The organism is Amycolatopsis sp. NPDC005961, from assembly GCF_040629235.1.
Lineage (GTDB): Bacteria > Actinomycetota > Actinomycetes > Mycobacteriales > Pseudonocardiaceae > Amycolatopsis > Amycolatopsis camponoti.
Genome location: NZ_JBEXVF010000039.1, coordinates 1 through 16,939 on the forward strand (window position 1 = coordinate 1; position 16,939 = coordinate 16,939).

17 protein-coding genes are annotated in these 16,939 nt (G+C 70.4%); 12 read left to right on the forward strand and 5 right to left on the reverse strand.

What is annotated here, in order from left to right; translation table 11 throughout:
* A partial coding sequence (locus ABZ342_RS29630) for an aspartate/glutamate racemase family protein (protein WP_360479693.1) occupies nucleotides 1-309 on the reverse strand: 309 nt, incomplete at its 3' end.
* The gene (locus tag ABZ342_RS29635) at nucleotides 306-1,727 is read right to left on the reverse strand and encodes an NCS1 family nucleobase:cation symporter-1 (protein ID WP_360479696.1); all 1,422 of its coding nucleotides are present in this window, start codon (nucleotides 1,725-1,727) and stop codon (nucleotides 306-308) included. The genes ABZ342_RS29635 and ABZ342_RS29630, both read right to left, overlap by 4 nt.
* 139 nt (nucleotides 1,728-1,866) lie before the next feature.
* On the opposite strand from ABZ342_RS29635, the gene ABZ342_RS29640 reads away from it, so the two are divergent.
* The gene (locus ABZ342_RS29640; RefSeq protein WP_155546238.1) at nucleotides 1,867-2,556 is read left to right on the forward strand and encodes a GntR family transcriptional regulator; all 690 of its coding nucleotides are present in this window, start codon (nucleotides 1,867-1,869) and stop codon (nucleotides 2,554-2,556) included.
* Here the strand turns inward: ABZ342_RS29640 and ABZ342_RS29645 are convergent.
* Nucleotides 2,526-3,140: a DJ-1/PfpI family protein gene (locus ABZ342_RS29645; RefSeq protein ID WP_360479699.1), complete on the reverse strand. Its 615-nt coding sequence runs from the start codon at nucleotides 3,138-3,140 to the stop codon at nucleotides 2,526-2,528. The two genes, ABZ342_RS29640 and ABZ342_RS29645, sit on opposite strands and share 31 nt — an antisense overlap.
* A 62-nt stretch (nucleotides 3,141-3,202) precedes the next feature.
* On the opposite strand from ABZ342_RS29645, the gene ABZ342_RS29650 reads away from it, so the two are divergent.
* The 4 genes from ABZ342_RS29650 (at nucleotide 3,203) to ABZ342_RS29665 (ending at nucleotide 8,327) form a co-directional block, all read left to right on the forward strand.
* The gene (locus ABZ342_RS29650; protein WP_360479702.1) at nucleotides 3,203-4,534 is read left to right on the forward strand and encodes a PLP-dependent aminotransferase family protein; all 1,332 of its coding nucleotides are present in this window, start codon (nucleotides 3,203-3,205) and stop codon (nucleotides 4,532-4,534) included.
* A 216-nt stretch (nucleotides 4,535-4,750) separates the two neighbouring features.
* A complete protein-coding gene (locus tag ABZ342_RS29655) occupies nucleotides 4,751-5,911 on the forward strand; it encodes an acyltransferase (protein WP_360479705.1) in 1,161 nt (386 codons plus the stop codon).
* An 89-nt stretch (nucleotides 5,912-6,000) separates the two neighbouring features.
* Nucleotides 6,001-7,701 (forward strand): CTP synthase, encoded by a 1,701-nt coding sequence (locus ABZ342_RS29660; RefSeq protein WP_360479708.1) that lies wholly within the window; start codon nucleotides 6,001-6,003, stop codon nucleotides 7,699-7,701.
* Complete coding sequence (locus tag ABZ342_RS29665) at nucleotides 7,698-8,327, forward strand: NUDIX hydrolase (protein WP_155546243.1); 630 nt, start codon at nucleotides 7,698-7,700, stop codon at nucleotides 8,325-8,327. The genes ABZ342_RS29660 and ABZ342_RS29665 overlap by 4 nt, the downstream gene beginning before the upstream one ends.
* Before the next feature lie 21 nt (nucleotides 8,328-8,348).
* Here the strand turns inward: ABZ342_RS29665 and ABZ342_RS29670 are convergent, their stop codons facing one another.
* Entirely contained in the window at nucleotides 8,349-8,864 is a 516-nt protein-coding gene (locus ABZ342_RS29670; RefSeq protein WP_360479712.1) for a DUF1707 domain-containing protein, read from the reverse strand.
* Between the two features lie 108 nt (nucleotides 8,865-8,972).
* Between ABZ342_RS29670 and xerD the strand changes: the two genes are divergently transcribed.
* From xerD to ABZ342_RS29705, 7 genes are all read left to right on the forward strand, one after another.
* Complete coding sequence (xerD, locus tag ABZ342_RS29675; RefSeq protein ID WP_196425715.1) at nucleotides 8,973-9,875, forward strand: site-specific tyrosine recombinase XerD; 903 nt, start codon at nucleotides 8,973-8,975, stop codon at nucleotides 9,873-9,875.
* 146 nt (nucleotides 9,876-10,021) lie between these two features.
* Entirely contained in the window at nucleotides 10,022-10,993 is a 972-nt protein-coding gene (locus tag ABZ342_RS29680; protein ID WP_155546246.1) for a ParA family protein, read from the forward strand.
* Nucleotides 10,990-11,394 (forward strand): cobyrinic acid a,c-diamide synthase, encoded by a 405-nt coding sequence (locus ABZ342_RS29685; RefSeq protein WP_155546247.1) that lies wholly within the window; start codon nucleotides 10,990-10,992, stop codon nucleotides 11,392-11,394. Before ABZ342_RS29680 ends, ABZ342_RS29685 begins: the two co-directional genes overlap by 4 nt.
* Nucleotides 11,394-12,308: a segregation/condensation protein A gene (locus ABZ342_RS29690; protein WP_360479716.1), complete on the forward strand. Its 915-nt coding sequence runs from the start codon at nucleotides 11,394-11,396 to the stop codon at nucleotides 12,306-12,308. Before ABZ342_RS29685 ends, ABZ342_RS29690 begins: the two co-directional genes overlap by 1 nt.
* 359 nt (nucleotides 12,309-12,667) lie before the next feature.
* The gene (gene scpB / locus ABZ342_RS29695) at nucleotides 12,668-13,525 is read left to right on the forward strand and encodes an SMC-Scp complex subunit ScpB (RefSeq protein ID WP_360479868.1); all 858 of its coding nucleotides are present in this window, start codon (nucleotides 12,668-12,670) and stop codon (nucleotides 13,523-13,525) included.
* Nucleotides 13,512-14,264, forward strand: a complete 753-nt coding sequence (locus tag ABZ342_RS29700; protein ID WP_155546249.1) for a pseudouridine synthase — start codon at nucleotides 13,512-13,514, stop codon at nucleotides 14,262-14,264. Before scpB ends, ABZ342_RS29700 begins: the two co-directional genes overlap by 14 nt.
* A 102-nt stretch (nucleotides 14,265-14,366) precedes the next feature.
* Nucleotides 14,367-16,214 (forward strand): Xaa-Pro dipeptidyl-peptidase, encoded by a 1,848-nt coding sequence (locus ABZ342_RS29705; RefSeq protein ID WP_360479720.1) that lies wholly within the window; start codon nucleotides 14,367-14,369, stop codon nucleotides 16,212-16,214.
* Here ABZ342_RS29705 and ABZ342_RS29710 read toward each other — a convergent pair.
* Nucleotides 16,211-16,939: a hypothetical protein gene (locus tag ABZ342_RS29710; protein ID WP_360479723.1), complete on the reverse strand. Its 729-nt coding sequence runs from the start codon at nucleotides 16,937-16,939 to the stop codon at nucleotides 16,211-16,213. The genes ABZ342_RS29705 and ABZ342_RS29710 overlap by 4 nt on opposite strands.

Below are 16,939 nucleotides of genomic sequence, written 5' to 3' on the forward strand. Positions count from 1 at the left end.
CCGTACGCGGAGGGCAAGGGTGACCGTCCACAAGGGATGGGACTCGACGCTGCCGACCTCGCCACGCTGCAGAAGCTGAAGGACTCCGGTGTGCACGACCGCGTCGAACGGTTCTTCCATGCCCCGCAACAGGTCCAGCACCGCCGCGGCGGACAGGAAGCTGTCGAGCCAGCCCTCCGCGGACTCCGGTCCCCAGCGGGGCGTGCGGGCGAGGATCTCGGTGCCGGGGCTCGCGGCGGCGCGTGCCCCGGCTTCGATCTCCTTCGTCATCGCCTGGGTGGTGTTGCAGTTGGTGACGACGATCCTCATCGGTGCTTCCTCGAGACCGCGAAGTACAGGGCCGCGGACGACGCCGTGCCGATGAACCACGAGTACGGCGCCGCGGGGGCGAAGAACGGCACCAGCGCGATCACCGCGGCCAGCGCGGCGGTCGGGAAGAACGTGACCAGCGCGCGCGGGTTCACCCGGGGGTAGATCCCGCCGTCGACGAACAGCTGCGCGACGTCGACCTTGCCGCGCCGGATCAGGTAGTAGTCGACGATCATGATCCCGAACAGCGGCCCCAGGAACGCGCCGAGCCCGCCGAGGAAGTAGTTGACCACGGTGGGTGAGGAGTACAGCTTCCACGGCAGCACGCACAGCGCGGCGACCGCGCTGATCATCCCGCCGACGGTGAACGAGATCCGCTTCGGCCAGATGTTGGCCAGGTCGTAGGCGGGGGAGACGAAGTTCGCGACGATGTTGACGCCCATGGTGGCGACGGCGAACGTCAGCGCGCCGATGATCAGCACCGGCGTGTTGTGCACCTTCGCCAGCAGCTCGGCCGGGTCGGTGATCGCCTCGCCGAACACCTGCATGCTGCCCGCGGTGACGACGACCGACAGCAGCGCGAACGCCGTCGAGTTGATCGGCAGGCCCCAGAAGTTGCCGCGCCGCACCGTCTTCTGGTCCGGGGCGTTGCGGGAGAAGTCGCAGAAGTTGAGCATCAGCGTGCCGTAGGTGGCCAGGATCAGCCCGGCCGCGCCGAACCACTGCCGGATCTGCTCGCCCGTCGACAGCTGCTTCGGGCTGCTGGTGAAGGAGATGTTCCAGTGCCCGGCGGCGAGGATCCACACCGCGAGCGCGATCATCACGACCCAGATCGCCGGGCCGCACCAGTCCTGGAACTTGCGGATCGACTCCATGCCGCGGGTGAGGATGAGCGCCTGGACCGCCCACAGCGCGATGAAGCAGATCCAGCCGAGCGCGTGCAGGCCGAGGAAACCGTGTTCGGTCAACGGTTTCAGGCCGGGGTCGATGGTGAGCACGAGCAGCGTGATGGCCACGCTCGCGAGGTAGGTCTGGATGCCGTACCAGAAGATCGCGATGACGGCGCGGATCAGCGCGGGCAGGTTGGCGCCGAACGTGCCGAAGCTGATCCGCGCGACGACCGGGAACGGGACGCCGGTGCGCTGGCCGATCCGGCCCATCAGGTTCATGCCGACGTAGATGATGACGAAGCCGAACAGCAGGGCGGTGAACACCTGCCAGGCCGACAGGCCGAGCACGAACAGCCCGGCCGCGAAGGTGTAGTTGCCGAGGTTGTGCACGTCCGACATCCACAGCGCGAAGATGTCGTAGACCTTCCAGCGGCGATCCTTCGCCGGGGCGAGGTCTTCGTTCCAGAGCCGAGGATCCGGCGATGGGCTCGTTTCCTGCTGGGAATCGGTGAGCGGGGCGGCGGTCAAGAGAGGCCTCCGATCGACGTGCTGCGACGGCGATTTGGGATACCAAAATTTGGCATCCCAAATATCACCCCGATGTCCGCCGTCGTCAACCCTCCGGCCCGTAAACTCTTGTTACGAGCGTGTTGAGGAGAGGGGACCGGTGACGACGGCGAGCGAGCGGCAGCCCCTCGCGGCCACCCGCCAGCGGGTGCGCGACGAGCTGCGCGAACGGATCTTGACCGGCCGCCTCCGCCCCGGCGACCGGCTGGTCGAGCGCGAGCTGGCCGAGGACCTCGGCGTGTCCAGGGTGCCGGTTCGCGAGGCCATCCGCAGCCTCGAGGCCGAAGGCTTCCTCGTCGAGCAGTCGGCCCGCCGGATCGTCGTCCGGCAGCTCGCGCGCGTCGACGTCGAAGAGCTGTTCGACGTCCGCGAGGCCCTCGAAGGACTCGCGGCGGGGCGCGCCGCCGGACGGGCGGGCGCGGCCGAGCTGAAGCGGCTGGAGCGGATGCTCGCCGACTCGGCCCGCGCGACGGCCCGCGGCGACGCGGCCCGGATCACCGTGCTCAACTCGCGCTTCCACGACGAGATCGTCGCCATCGCGGGCAACGCCCTGCTCACCACGATGCTGCAGCCCCTGCAGGGCAGGCTCCGCTGGCTCACGAGCCAGAACGAGCACTGGACCGAACTGCTCGACGAGCACCGCCGGCTCTACGAGGCGATCGCGTCGGGGGACGCCGACCGCGCGCACGCCGAAGCCGTCGAGCACGTGCGGGTCAACCGCGAGGTGACGCTGAAGTCCCTCTTCGGTGACGAGCCGGATCAGGCGGAGATCGCGGCCGGCTCGAGGTAGGGCGTCACGTTCCGCAGGGCGCGCTCGACGTACTCGTCCTTCTCGCCGACCGGCGCGACGTAGTGCATCGCGTGCTCGGCGGCTTCGAGGCCGTGCAGCCGGGCGAGGACCCAGGTGGCGAGGTACGTCGAGGCCAGGCAGCCGCCCGCGGTGGCGAGCGGGCCGCGGGCAAAGAAGGGCTGGTTCAACACCTCGACGCCGGCCGCGAGGACCCACGGCTTCGTCGTCAGGTCGGTGCAGGCGGGTACATCGGCGAGCAGCCCGAGCTTCGCCAGGACGAGCGTGCCGGAGCACTGGGCGCCCAGGAGCTGCCGGGCCGGGTCGAGCCCGCGCAGCACGTCCATGATCGCCGGGTCCTCGACGACCTCGCGGGTCTTCGCGCCGCTGCCGATGATCACGGCGTCGGCCGTGCAGGCCTCCTCGAGCCCGATCGCCGCGTCGATCGTGACGCCGTTCATCGACGTCACCCGCGGGGTGGGGCTCGCGATCGACACCCGCGAACCGGGCAGCCGGTTCAGGACGCCGAGGGCGATGAGCGAGTCGAGTTCGTTGTAGCCGTCGAAGGTCAGGATCGCGGTGTGCATAACCGCACGCTAGGACGGCCGATCCAGGACAGTCCACAAATTGTCCTGCCTACAATCGCGGTGTGCGGGTGCCGAAGTACAAGACCGTCGTCGACGCGTTCGCGGCGAAGATCCGCGGCGGGCAGTGGCCGGCCGGGACGCGGCTGCCCACGCACCGGCGGCTGGCCGCCGACGAGGGCATCGCCGTCGTGACGGCGTCCCGGGTGTACGCCGAGCTCGAAGCGATGGGGCTGGTCAGCGGCGAGCAGGGGCGGGGCACGTTCGTCCGGGACCTCGCCGCCGGTGAGGGCGCCGACGAGCGTGCGGTCGCCGCGGACGCCGTCGACCTCAGCTTCAACTCCCCGGCCGTGCCCGGTCAGGCCGACCTGCTGCGGGAGGCGCTGCGGGACCTCGCCACGGCCGGCGACCTCGACGCGCTCCTGCGCTACCAGCCCCACCGCGGACGCGCCGAGGACCGGGCCGCCGTCGCCCGCCACCTGCGCCGGCGCGGGCTCGACGTCGGCCGCGAACGCGTGCTGATCGTCGACGGCGCCCAGCACGGCCTGGCGGTGACGGCGATGGCGCTGCTGAGCCCGGGCGACGTCGTCGCGGTGGACGCCCTCACCTATCCCGGCTTCCGGGTGCTCGCGCGCACGCTCGGGCTCGACCTCGCGCCGCTGCCGGTGACCGACGAGGGGCCTGACCTCGACGCGCTCGACCGGCTGTGCCGCCGGCGCCGGGTGCGCGCGGTGTACGCGATGCCGACCCTGCACAACCCGCTGGGCTGGGTGCTCTCCGCCGGGCAGCGCACGCGGCTCGTGGAGATCGCCCGGCAGCACGGCGTGACGATCATCGAAGACGCGTCGTACGCCTACCTGGCCAAGGACGCACCACCGCCGCTGGCGGTGCTCGCGCCGGAGACCACCGTCTACGTTTCGGGGCTGTCGAAGAGCGTCGCGACCGGGTTGCGCGTCGGGTTCGCTGTCGCACCGCCCGAGCTGGTGCCGGCGCTCGAGAGCGCGATCCGGGCGACGACGTGGAACACGCCCGCCCTGACCGCGGCCATCGCGCGCCGGTGGCTCGACGACGGTACCGTCGAACGCTTGGAGGCCCGCAAGCGCGACGACGCGCGAGGGCGTCAGGCACTCGCTTCGGAAGTGCTGGCCGGGCTTCCGTGGATCGGGCACCCGTCGTCGTACTTCCGGTGGCTGCCGCTCGCCCGCGACTCCCGGCCGGACCGGATCGTGGCGGCGCTCGCCCGGCGGCGCGTCGCGGTGGCCACAGCCGAGCCGTTCGCGACGACGCCGGCCGTGCCGCAGGCGCTCCGGCTGGCGCTCGGTTCGGTGGGACACGCCGAACTGCGCGACGCGCTCGCGGCGGTCCGCGAGGAGGTCGAGCGGGATGTTTTCCGCTGATCACGGCGAGATGACGAAGGTCACGCTCGGTACCGGAGAGCTTACGTATTAACATGATCGGCGGGTCTTCGCTCCGTGAGCGGGAGTGGCATATTCCACAGCCCGATGGGCCCCGGCCAACAGGCGCTTCCCAGTGCCTTCATGGGAAATTCACAGAATGGGTGGCAAGTCTGACAACGTGAACCACGCCGACGACGGTGCCGGAACGGCGGCACGATGACGACTGCCCAGGCCACTCTCGAAGCGCCCTCCCGGATCGCGAGACCGGGTGGAAAAGCGCCGTACCTGCACCAGGTCGACCTGTTCCGGCTGGTCACCTTCGCGTGCGTGATCCTCATCCACGTGGTCGGCGCCACGAACTTCGCGCAGGACGTCGGCGCCAACGCCGTCGAGACGCCGCTGCACTTCACGCGGGAGGCGTTCTTCGCGCTGACCGGATTCGTGCTGGTGTTCCAGAACCGCGGCCGCGAGATCGCGCCGTCCGACTTCTGGCGCAAGCGGCTCCCGCTGGTCGCGACGCCGTACCTGGCGTGGTCGATGTTCTTCTGGGCGTTTTCGCTGGTCACCGGCACGCAGCAGCCGGACTCGCTGGAGGCGTCGATGCGCCTGCTGCTCAAGGACCTCGTCACCGGCGGCGCCTGGTACCACCTGTACTTCCTGCTCGTGACGATGCAGGTGTACCTGCTGTTCCCGTGGATCATGAAGCTGCTGCGGGCGACCGAGGGCAAGCACAAGTGGCTGCTGCTCGGCAGTGGCGTGCTGCAGGCCGGCGTGACGCTGTTCATGACGTACCAGCCGTTCGGCGTCGGCTACGAGACGATCACCCACCTGTACGCCACCGTGCTGCCGTACCAGTTCTACACGCTGTTCGGGGCCGTGGTGGCCATGCACTTCGAGGCCGTGCACGCCTGGGTCGGCCGGCACCGGCTGCTGCTCGGCGGCGCCCTCGTGGCGGTGCTGGCGGGCACCGAGTGGTACTACCTCCGGACCGTCCACAGTGGAACGTTCCCGCAGGTGGCCAGCGACCCGTTCCAGCCGTACCTGATCCCGTGGTTCCTCGCGGTCATCGCGGCGATCTACGCGTTCAGCACGTGGTGGTCGGGTCGCCGTCGCGAAGGCAGTGGCGGGGCCCGGCTCGTCTCCTGGGCGGCGAACCGGTCGTTCAGCATCTTCCTGGTCCACCCGCTCGCGCTGGCGTTCCTCGGGCCGCTGATCCCGCACGTGGCCGAGCGCTTCGGGGCGCCCTGGCTGAGCGTGATCATCTACTTCGCCACGATCGCCCTGACGATCGTGATGGTCGAGGTGCTGCGGCGGCTGCCGGGCAGCCAGGCGCTGACCGGACGGCCGCGGCTGCGGCTCGCGAAGGCCGCCGCGTAGGTCACCCCGTCGGGTGGTCAACCGCACAAAAGAGAGTTCCGGCATGTCCCGGCGCGCGGTTCCACGGTCTTCGGATATGCTGGCGGCCCGTGGGACTTCAGTCACGGGCTACCAAGTACGTTTTTGTCACCGGAGGCGTCGCCTCCTCTCTGGGTAAAGGACTCACGGCTTCCAGCCTGGGACAACTCCTTACCGCGCGCGGGCTTCGCGTCACGATGCAGAAGCTCGATCCGTACCTCAACGTCGACCCCGGGACGATGAACCCGTTCCAGCACGGTGAGGTGTTCGTCACCGACGACGGTGCGGAGACCGACCTCGACATCGGGCACTACGAGCGCTTCCTCGACCGCGACCTCGACGGCAAGGCCAACGTCACGACCGGCCAGGTCTACTCCGAGGTGATCGCCAAGGAGCGCCGCGGCGAGTACCTCGGCGACACCGTCCAGGTCATTCCGCACATCACCGACGAGATCAAGTCCCGGATCACCGCGGCCGCCGAACCCGACGAGAACGGCCAGACGCCGGACGTCGTCATCACCGAGGTCGGCGGCACGGTCGGCGACATCGAGTCGCTGCCGTTCCTGGAGGCCTGCCGCCAGGTCCGCCACGACGTCGGCCGCGACCACTGCTTCTTCCTGCACGTCTCGCTGGTGCCGTACCTGGCGCCGTCGGGCGAGCTCAAGACGAAGCCGACCCAGCACTCGGTCGCCGCGCTGCGCAACATCGGCATCCAGCCGGACGCGCTGGTCTGCCGGGCCGACCGGGAGATCCCGGAGGACCTCAAGCGCAAGATCGGCCTGATGTGCGACGTCGACAACGAGGCCGTCATCGCCTGCCCCGACGCGCGGTCGATCTACGACATCCCGAAGGTGCTGCACCGCGAGGCGCTCGACGCCTACGTCGTCCGCCGCCTCGGGCTGCCGTTCCGCGACGTCGACTGGACGGTGTGGGGTGACCTGCTCGACCGGGTGCACAACCCGAGCGAGGTCGTGCGGATCGCCGTCGTCGGGAAGTACATCGACCTGCCGGACGCCTACCTGTCGGTCACCGAGGCCCTGCGTGCGGGCGGGTTCGCCCACCGCGCCAAGGTGGAGATCGTCTGGGTCGCGTCGGACGACGCGCAGACCGCGTCCGGCGCGGCGTCGGTGCTGTCCGATGTGGACGGTGTGCTGATCCCGGGCGGGTTCGGCATCCGCGGCATCGAGGGCAAGGTCGGCGCGATCGAGTACGCCCGCACCCGCGGCGTGCCGCTGCTCGGCCTGTGCCTCGGCCTGCAGTGCATGGTCATCGAGGGTGCCCGGCACCTGGCCGGGATCGTCGACGCCGGGTCGTCGGAGTTCGACGAGAACACCAAGCACCCGGTGATCTCGACGATGGCCGACCAGCGCGACGTCGTCGCGGGGGAGCGGGACATGGGCGGCACCATGCGCCTGGGCGCCTACCCGGCGAAGCTCAAGCCGGGTTCGCAGGTCGCCAAGGCGTACGGCACCACCGAGGTGTCCGAGCGGCACCGCCACCGCTACGAGGTGAACAACGCCTACCGCAAGCAGCTCTCCGACGCGGGCTTGGTGTTCTCCGGCACGTCGCCGGACGACCGCCTGGTCGAGTTCGTCGAGCTGCCGGCCGACAAGCACCCGTTCTTCGTCGGCACCCAGGCGCACCCCGAGCTCAAGAGCCGCCCGACCCGGCCGCACCCGCTGTTCAGCGCGTTCGTCAAGGCCGTCGTCGACCGCAAGGTCGCCGAGCGGCTGCCGGTCGAGCTGCCCGAGGCCCCCGTGGCGGCCCGGTGACCGCGCCGGGCGAGCACGAGTTCACCGTCGCGTCCAGCCGGGACGTCCACATCGGACGGGTCGTCGGCCTGCGGATCGACGACGTCGTGATGCCGGGTGGGGACACCGCGGTCCGTGAGGTGATCGAGCACCTCGGCGCGGTCGCGATCGTCGCGCTGGACGACGAGCAGCAGGTCACGCTGATCCACCAGTACCGGCACCCGATCGGGCACCGGCTGTGGGAGCTGCCGGCGGGCTTGATCGACCACCTCGGCGAGGACCCGGTCGGGACGGCCAAGCGCGAGCTGGTCGAGGAGGTCGGCCTGGCGGCGGCGGACTGGGTGACGCTGGTCGACGTCGCGGCGTCGCCCGGCTTCACCGACGAGGTCGTGCGGATCTTCCTGGCCCGCGGACTGTCCGATGTGGACCGTGAGGTGCTCGGCGAGGAGGAGGCGGACCTGGTCATCCGCAAGTTCCCGCTCGCCGAAGCCGTCCGGATGGCCCTGGCGGGCGAGCTGATCAACGGCGCCACGGTGTCCGGCGTGCTCGCCGCGCACGCGGTGGTCACCGGAGGGGCTCCGGCTCGCCCGGCGGACGCCCCGTGGGAGGACCGCCCGACGGCGTTCGCCAAGCGCAAGGAAGCCTGAGGAAGTCCGCTGCGCCTCGGTTCAGGGGCGCAGCGGGCGGCCCTGGGCGTCCAGGCCGCCGTCCTTCAGGAGCGTGATGCCGTCGATGATCGGCCAGATCACGCCGACCCCGGTCAGCATGACGACGAGCAGCTGGAGCAGCCCGAGCCCGACCTGGCCGGTGTAGAACCGCCCCACGCCGAACGGCAGCACGATCTGCAGCACCCCGGCCACGGTCTTGGACCGGTAGGAGTACGGGACCGGCGCGTACGGCATCGGGGCCGGCGGCGGCGCGTACGGGTCGATCGGGGGCCCGTACGCCGGCAGCTGCATCGTCGTCTGCGCGTACACCGGCGGCGGCCCGAAGAACCCCGGGTGCGGCTGGGGCAGGTCCTGGAACAGCGGCCGCAGGTCGCCGAGGGTCGTCGCCGCGTAGGCGTCCGTCACCCGCGTCTCGTACTCGTCCGGGGTGATGCGGCCCATGCCGAAGTGGTCGGCGAGCAGCCTCGCCGCCTCTTCCCGTTCGGCCGTGCCGATGCGGAGCTGGTCCGACTCCATGAATCCAAGGTAACCGCGCCAAGCTGAGAACGGGGTTTCTCCCGGGTCACGGTGCCCGCACGGCCTAAGGTGTCCCGCGTGGCCTCCAGCCCGCACAGCACGGACGGCGTGATCGCCGCGTACCTCGACCACCTGGTCGTCGAACGCGGGACCGCGCGCAACACGCTGGACAGCTACGCCCGTGACCTGCGCCGGTACGCCGCGCACCTGGACGGCATGGGCGTCGGCAAGATCGCCGACGTCACGTCCGCGCACGTCACGTCGTTCGGCGCCGCTCTGCGCGAGGGCGACGGCGAGCACCGGCCGCTGGCCGCGTCGTCGGCCGCGCGAGCGCTGGTCGCCGCGCGCGGGCTGCACAAGTTCGCCCACGCCGAAGGCCTCACCGAGCACAACCCGGCCCGCGAGGTCCGGCCGCCGACGCCCGCGAAGCGGCTGCCCAAGGCGTTGCCGGTCGACGACGTCCTGCGGTTGCTCGAGACCCCGCCGCCGGACGGCGAACGCCCGCTGCGGGACCGGGCGCTGCTGGAGGTGCTCTACTCGACCGGCGCCCGGATCTCCGAAGCCGTCGGCCTGGACATCGACGACGTCGACGAGGTCGAACGCACCGTCCTGCTCGACGGCAAGGGCGGCAAGCAGCGGCTCGTCCCGATCGGCCGCCCCGCGCTCGCCGCGCTGAACGCCTACACGGTCCGTGCCCGCCCGGCGCTCGCCGCCCACGGCCGCGGCACCGCGGCGCTGTTCCTCAACGCCCGCGGCAGCCGGCTTTCGCGCCAGAGCGCGTGGCAGGTCCTCAAGGACACCGCCGAACGGGCGGGGATCACCGCCGCGGTCTCGCCGCACACCCTCCGCCACTCCTTCGCCACGCACCTGCTCGAGGGCGGCGCGGACGTCCGGGTCGTCCAGGAACTGCTCGGCCACGCCTCGGTGACGACGACCCAGGTGTACACGCTGGTCACGGTCAACACCCTGCGCGAGGTGTACGCGACGGCGCACCCGCGGGCGTTGGGCTAGATGGCCCCGTAGCGGGCGAAGGGCCTTCGTACGCTGCACCGACGGTCGAGTGACATTGCCCCGTCGAGTCCGGCGCGTTGCTTTGCCGGGGCTCCGGCTCCGCGCATAGGCTGCGTCGGACGCGACGAACAAGGAGTCTTCTCGCCATGTCGACACCGAACCAGCCGGCCCACGCGGCCGAGTCCGCCGGGTCGGCGGCGGCGAACCTCAGCGACGTCAAGATCGCGACCCCGGCGGTCCACGACGGCGACGAACCGCACGAGCGCAACGGCAAGAAGGTCAAGCTCGAGGGTATCGGGCCGACCGGCCGCCCGATCCGCGAGCACGCCGATCCGGCGCCGCTGGACAAGCACGGCCCGGCGAAGATCATGGCGATGTGCAACCAGAAGGGCGGCGTCGGCAAGACGACGTCGACCATCAACCTGGGTGCCGCCCTCGCCGAGTACGGCCGCAAGGTGCTGCTCGTCGACTTCGACCCCCAGGGCGCGCTCGCCGTCGGTCTGGGCATCCAGCCGCACGAACTGGACCAGACGGTCTACAACGCCATCATGGAGCGGTCGGTCAGCGCCACCGACGTGCTGATGAAAACCCGCGTGGACGGCGTTGACCTGCTGCCGAGCAACATCGACCTGTCCGCGGCGGAGGTCCAGCTCGTCGCTGAGGTAGGGCGCGAACACACGTTGTTACGGGTCCTTCGTCCGGTCATGAACGACTACGACTATGTTCTTGTCGACTGCCAGCCCTCACTCGGCTTGCTCACGGTGAACGCGCTGACTGCCGCGGACGGCGTGATCATCCCGCTCGAGTGCGAGTTCTTCAGTCTGCGAGGCGTCGCGCTCCTGATCGACACGATCGAGAAGGTGCAGGAACGCCTCAACCCCAAACTGGACATAGTCGGGATTCTCGCCACCATGTACGACCCGAGAACCCTGCACTCGAAGGAGGTCATGGCTCGCGTGGTGGAGGCATTCGGCGAGACCGTGTTCGACACGGTCATCAACCGCACCGTGCGGTTCCCCGAGACGACGGTCGCGGGTGAGCCGATCACGACCTGGGCGCCCAAGTCGGCCGGCGCCGCGGCGTACCGCCAGCTGGCCCGCGAGGTGATCGCTCGGTGAGCAGGCGTGCTTCCCTGCCCGGAGCGTCGGAACTCTTCCGCATCACCTCCAGCCCCGCTCTCGACCTTCCGCCCCAGGCGGCGCCCGAACCCGTCGAAAAGGCCAAGCCCGCCGGCAACGGCCGGTCGGAGCAGCTCGCTCGCGGCGTGGCCCCGCACGGGTCGGGCCGGACCAAGCACGACGCGAAGATCACCGTGTACGTCTCCGGCGACGAGCTCGTCGCCATGGAGCAGGCCCGGCTGACGCTGCGCGCGAAGCACGACCTGGTCGTCGACCGCGGCCGGCTGGTCCGCGAAGCGGTCGCGGTGCTGCTGGCCGACTTCGACCAGAACGGCGAGGAGTCGGTGCTGGTGCAGCGGCTGCGGGTGGTCGGCTCAGACGGCGGCGAAACCGAGGGCTGATGGACGAGCCGGAACCGGCCCCGGCATCGGCTCCGGAGGAACAGGTCCCCGAAGAGCACCAGACGGTGCACGGCGGGATGATCCCCGAAGGCGTCAACACCGAAGAGCTGAGCACGTCGAAGTTCAAGGTGCGGCTGGCCAACTTCGAGGGGCCGTTCGACCTGCTGCTGCAGCTGATCTCGCAGCACCAGCTCGACGTCACCGAGGTGGCGCTGCACCGGGTCACCGACGACTTCATCGCGTACACGCGCGCGCTGGGCACCGAATGGAACCTCGACGAGACGACGGAGTTCCTGGTCATCGCGGCGACGCTCCTGGACTTGAAAGCGGCGCGTCTGCTGCCTTCGGCCGAGGTGGAGAGCGAAGACGACCTGGCGCTGCTCGAAGCCCGCGACCTGCTGTTCGCGCGGATCCTGCAGTACCGCGCGTACAAGCAGGTGGCGGCGCTGTTCGGCGAGCTGGAGCAGAACGCGCTGCGGCGCTACCCGCGGTCGGTGGCGCTGGAGGAGCGGTTCATCGGGCTGCTGCCCGAGGTGATGCTGGGCGTGACGCCGGCGAAGTTCGCCGACATCGCGGTGGCGGTGTTCCGGCCCAAGCCCCCGCCGACGGTGTCGATCGCCCACATCCACATGGGCCGCGTGTCGGTCCGCGAGCACGCGGCGCTGCTGCGGGTCAAGCTGGCCGCGGCGGGCGAGGCGACGTTCGGCGAGCTGGTGGACGACTGCGAGCACACGGTCGAGATCGTGGCGCGCTTCCTGGCGCTGCTGGAGCTCTACCGCGAGGCGACGGTCCAGTTCGAGCAGTCGGAGGCGCTGGCGGAGCTGCACGTCCGCTGGACGGGCGGCTCGATGGCCGACGCCTCCGCGGCGGCCGAGCTGGACCGGACCGCCGGAGACGAAGAGGAGTACGGGTGAGCCCCGAAGACAACGAGCCGGCCGAGGCGCCGGCGGTGCCGGCCGAGCCGGCTTTGCCGGCGGCGGACGACGTCGAGGGCGCGGCGGAACTGGCGCTGGACGAGGCGCTCTCCGGCGAGCCGGTGACGGACGATGGTGAGCCGGTGGAGCCGCTGGTCGAGGTGGCCGTGGACGGGGCGGATTCCGCCGAGCCCGCCGATTCTGCGCCGGTACTGGATTCAGTCACTGAAGATAGTTCTGCCGGTGTTGTTGAGGGTGTGACTGAAGCCGCGCCCGCCGAGGGTGGTGTCGCCGCGGAGGCTTCCGCCGGGGCGCCGGTTACAGTCACTGAAGAGACTTCTGCCGCTGTACCTGCGGACGTGGCTGAAGCGACTGAAGTCGAGCCTGGCGAGGGTGGCCTTGCTGCGGAGGGTTCAGCCGAGTCGCCGCTTACAGTCACTGAAGAAACTTCTGCCGCTGTAGCTGCGGACCTGACTGAGGTGACTGATGTCGAGCCTGGCGAGCGTGGTCTTGCTGGGGAGGCTTCGGTCGGGGCGCCGGTTACAGTCACTGAAGACACTTCCGCCGCTGTAGCCGCGGAAGCGACTGAACCTGAGCCTGAAGCCGACCCGGGCGCTGACGACCCCGAGTCCGACCTCGTCGCCGCGGGTGACGTCGACTCCCTCCCCGACGTCACGTCCGACGAGACCCTCGAAGCCGCCCTCGAAGCGCTTCTCCTCGTCGTCGACTCGCCCGCCAGCGAGGAACTGCTCGCCGATACCGTCGGCCAACCCAAGGCCAGGATCGTCGTCGCCCTCCGCACCATGGCGCAGAAGTTCACCGACCGCGCCTCCGGGATCGACCTGCGGCGCGTCGGTGAAGGGTGGCGGTTCTACACTAGAGACGTCTATGCCCCGTTCGTGGAGAAGCTCCTGCTGGACGGCCAGCGGTCGAAGCTGACCCGGGCCGCGCTCGAGAGCCTCGCCGTGATCGCGTACCGGCAGCCGGTGACCCGTGCCAGGGTCGCCGCGGTGCGCGGCGTGAACGTGGACGGCGTGATCCGGACGCTGCTCGCGCGCGGCCTCATCGAAGAGATGGGGACCGACCCCGAGACGACCGGCACGCTGTACGTGACGACCGAGCTGTTCCTGGAGCGACTGGGGCTGTCGTCACTGAACGACCTGCCGGCCATCGCTCCGTTGCTACCCGAAGTGGACACCATCGATGACATCCAGTGAACACCCCGACGGCATCCGCCTGCAGAAGGTGCTGTCGCAAGCCGGGGTCGCCTCCCGGCGGGCGGCGGAGGACCTGATCGCGGCCGGCCGGGTCGAGGTGGACGGCCAGGTCGTCACCGAGCTGGGCCGCCGGGTGCACCCGGACGAGGCGATCATCCACGTCGACGGCACCCGCGTGAACCTGCGCGACGACCTGATCTACCTCGCCCTGAACAAGCCCAAGGGCGTGCACTCGACGATGTCGGACGACCGCGGCCGCCCGTGCGTCGGCGAGTACCTGATGGGCCGCTACGAGGAGACGCCCGGCGTCGTGCACGTCGGCCGGCTCGACGAGAACACCGAGGGCCTGCTGCTGCTCACCAACGACGGCGACCTCGGGCACCGGCTGATGCACCCGTCCTACCAGGTGCTCAAGACCTACCTCGCCGAGGTCGACGGTCTCGTGCCGCGCGGGCTCGGCAAGGAGCTGCGCAACGGCTGGGAGCTGCCGGACGGCATCGTCAAGGTCGACCAGTTCCGGGTCAAGGACATGCACTCCGGCAAGTCGCTGGTCGAGCTGGTCATCCACGAGGGCAAGAAGCACATCGTGCGCCGCCTGCTCAAGGACGCCGGGCACCCGGTGCTCAAGCTGGTCCGCACCGCGATCGGCGACGTCCAGCTCGGCAACCAGCGCGTCGGCTCGATCCGGCGGCTGACCAAGGGCGAGGTCGGCTCGCTCTACCGCGCCGTCGAGCTCTGACGCCGCCTTTCGGGGTCCGGGTGGCGAAGCCCCCGGCCCCGGTCGGCACAGTCCCGACTTTCCGCCGTGGCGCGAACATTCCGCCGCTGCCAGCGTGGAGCCATGCGATCGCGTCTGGCAGGCGGAGTTCTCGCGACCATCCTCTTCACCGCGTTCCTCCCCGGGGTGGCCCACGCGGCGCCCCGGGCGAGTGAGCCGGTCTACGACTACGCGAAGGCGGTCCGCGAGACCGTCTGGGTCGACATCGGCCACGACGGCGACGGCGACGGCAAGCCCGACCGCGTCGCCGCCGACATCGTCCGCCCGAGCGAGGCGACGTCACCCGTTCCGGTGATCATGGACGCCAGCCCGTACTACTCGTGCTGCGGACGCGGCAACGAAAGTGAGCTCAAGTCGTACGACAGCGCCGGCAAGCCGGTGAAGTTCCCGCTGTTCTACGACAACTACTTCGTGCCGCGCGGGTACGCCGTGGTGCTCGTCGACCTGGCCGGGACGAACCGCTCGGCCGGCTGCGCGGACGTCGGTGGCGCTTCGGACGTCGACTCGGCGCGCAAGGTCGTCGACTGGCTGAACGGGCGGGCGACGGGGTACAGCGCGAAGACCGGCGGCAGCGCGGTGACCGCGGGCTGGAGCACCGGGAACGTCGGCATGATCGGGAAGTCCTACGACGGCACGATCGCCAACGGCGTCGCGGCGACCGGCGTCGCGGGCCTGAAGACGATCGTGCCGATCTCGGCAATCAGCTCCTGGTACGACTACTACCGCTCCGACGGCGCGACCTTCGGCTTCAACCCGGACGGGCTGGCGCAGACCGTCGAGGCACGCAACAGCGGCCAGAACTGCGCGGCCCAGAACCAGGTGCTCAAGCAGGGCGCGACCGCCGACGGCGACTACGGGCCGCTTTGGGCGGACCGCGACTACGTCACCCACGCGGGCAACGTGCGGGCCAGCGTGCTGCTTTCCCACGGCGTCAACGATCTCAACGTCAAGACGATCCACTTCGGACAGTGGTGGAGCGGGTTGAACGTCGAGAAGAAGATCTGGCTGTCGCAGACCGGGCACGTCGACCCGTTCGACTACCGGCGCGACGGCTGGGTGGACCTGCTGCACCGCTGGTTCGACCACTACCTGCTGGGCGTCGACAACGGCGTCCAGAACGGGCCGCAGGCGAGCGTCGAGCGGCAGCCGGACCAGTGGGTGGACCAGAGCGCGTACCCGGCGGCGAACGCGGTGGCCACGACGTTGCGCCCGCACACCGGCGGCTCGCTCGGCACCGCGGCGGCGTCCGGCACGGCGTCGTTCACCGACAACCCGAACCTCGGCGAAGACACCTGGGTGACGAACCCGGGCAGCGCGGCGCTGACCTACTCGACCGGAACCCTCAAGACGGACCTGCAGGTTTCGGGGACGTCCGCGGTGACCGTGACGGCTACGCCCAGCACGGCATCGGCCCGGCTTTCGGCGCTGCTGGTGGACCTCGGCCCGGCGACGATCCGCAACTTCGCCGGCAGCGGCGAGGGGATCAAGACGGGGACGACGGAGAACTGCTGGGGCTCGTCCACCACGGGCGACGACGCTTGCTACCGGATCGCGTCGGCGGACGTGAAGAAGGTGAACTACACGATCTTGAGCCGCGGCTGGGCGGACCTGGCGAACTACGCGTCGCTTTCGCAGGAACGGCCGCTGACGCCGGGTACGGCTTACACGATGACGTTCGATCTGGCGTCCACGGACCACATCGTGCCGAAGGGGCACGCGCTGGCGTTGATCATCGGGGGCACGGACGGCAGCTTCATCCGCGGGCCGGCCCAGCCGGGCCGGGTGACGCTGGACCTGGCCCGGACGTCGGCGTCGGTGCCGCTGGCCGGAGTCGTGCCGGCGGCGGCGACGCACCCGGCCCTCGGCGGCGGCGCGTTCGTGCCGTCGCAGGGCCGGGCGGACCTGCGCTAGTCGTACTCGCGGGAGAGGACGTCGACGCGGCCGGTGGCGGGGTCGGCCCGGACCGTGTCCAGGCCCATCCCGGCCAGCTCGGTGATCGTGGCCGCGTGCGTCGTCGTGTTGAGCGCGAGCATGCCCACCTGGGGGCGGTCCGCGCCCCCACCGAGCATGGCCTCCATCAGCTGCCCCGCCGACTCCGACGGCAGCTCTTCGTCGACGGCCATGTGCACCATCAGGTGCTCCACCCCGGTGTCGAGCCACCGCGCCTGCGAGACCCACACCGTGCGGACGGCCGGGAACTCCCGGATCCGCTGCACCGCGGCGTCCCGCATCGCGACTGCCGCGGGGTGCTGCGACCAGCTGAGCTTCATCGGCTGACCTTCGCCTCGCACGCCACGCTCGGCCAGCGTCCGCTTCAGCAGCGGCGCCGGCACCCGCGCCCAGCCGCCGGGGGAGAACACCACGATGTCCGCCACCCCGGTCTGCTCGGCGATGTCGAGCAGCCGCAGCACGTCGCAGTGCACGGCGCCCCCGGCCGAAGGCAGATGTTGTGCGCAAAACTCTTCGCTGACGTAGCCCGGCAGCGCGGGGCTGCCGTCCTCGGCCTTGATGAACACGACGTTGCCGTCCGCGGTGACCGGAACGTACGCGCCGTGGTCGGCCAAGGCGGCGAGCACTTCGTGTCCTTCGCGTTCGGGACGGTCGAGGACGGCGGCCAGGGCGGTGTTGACGGTCAT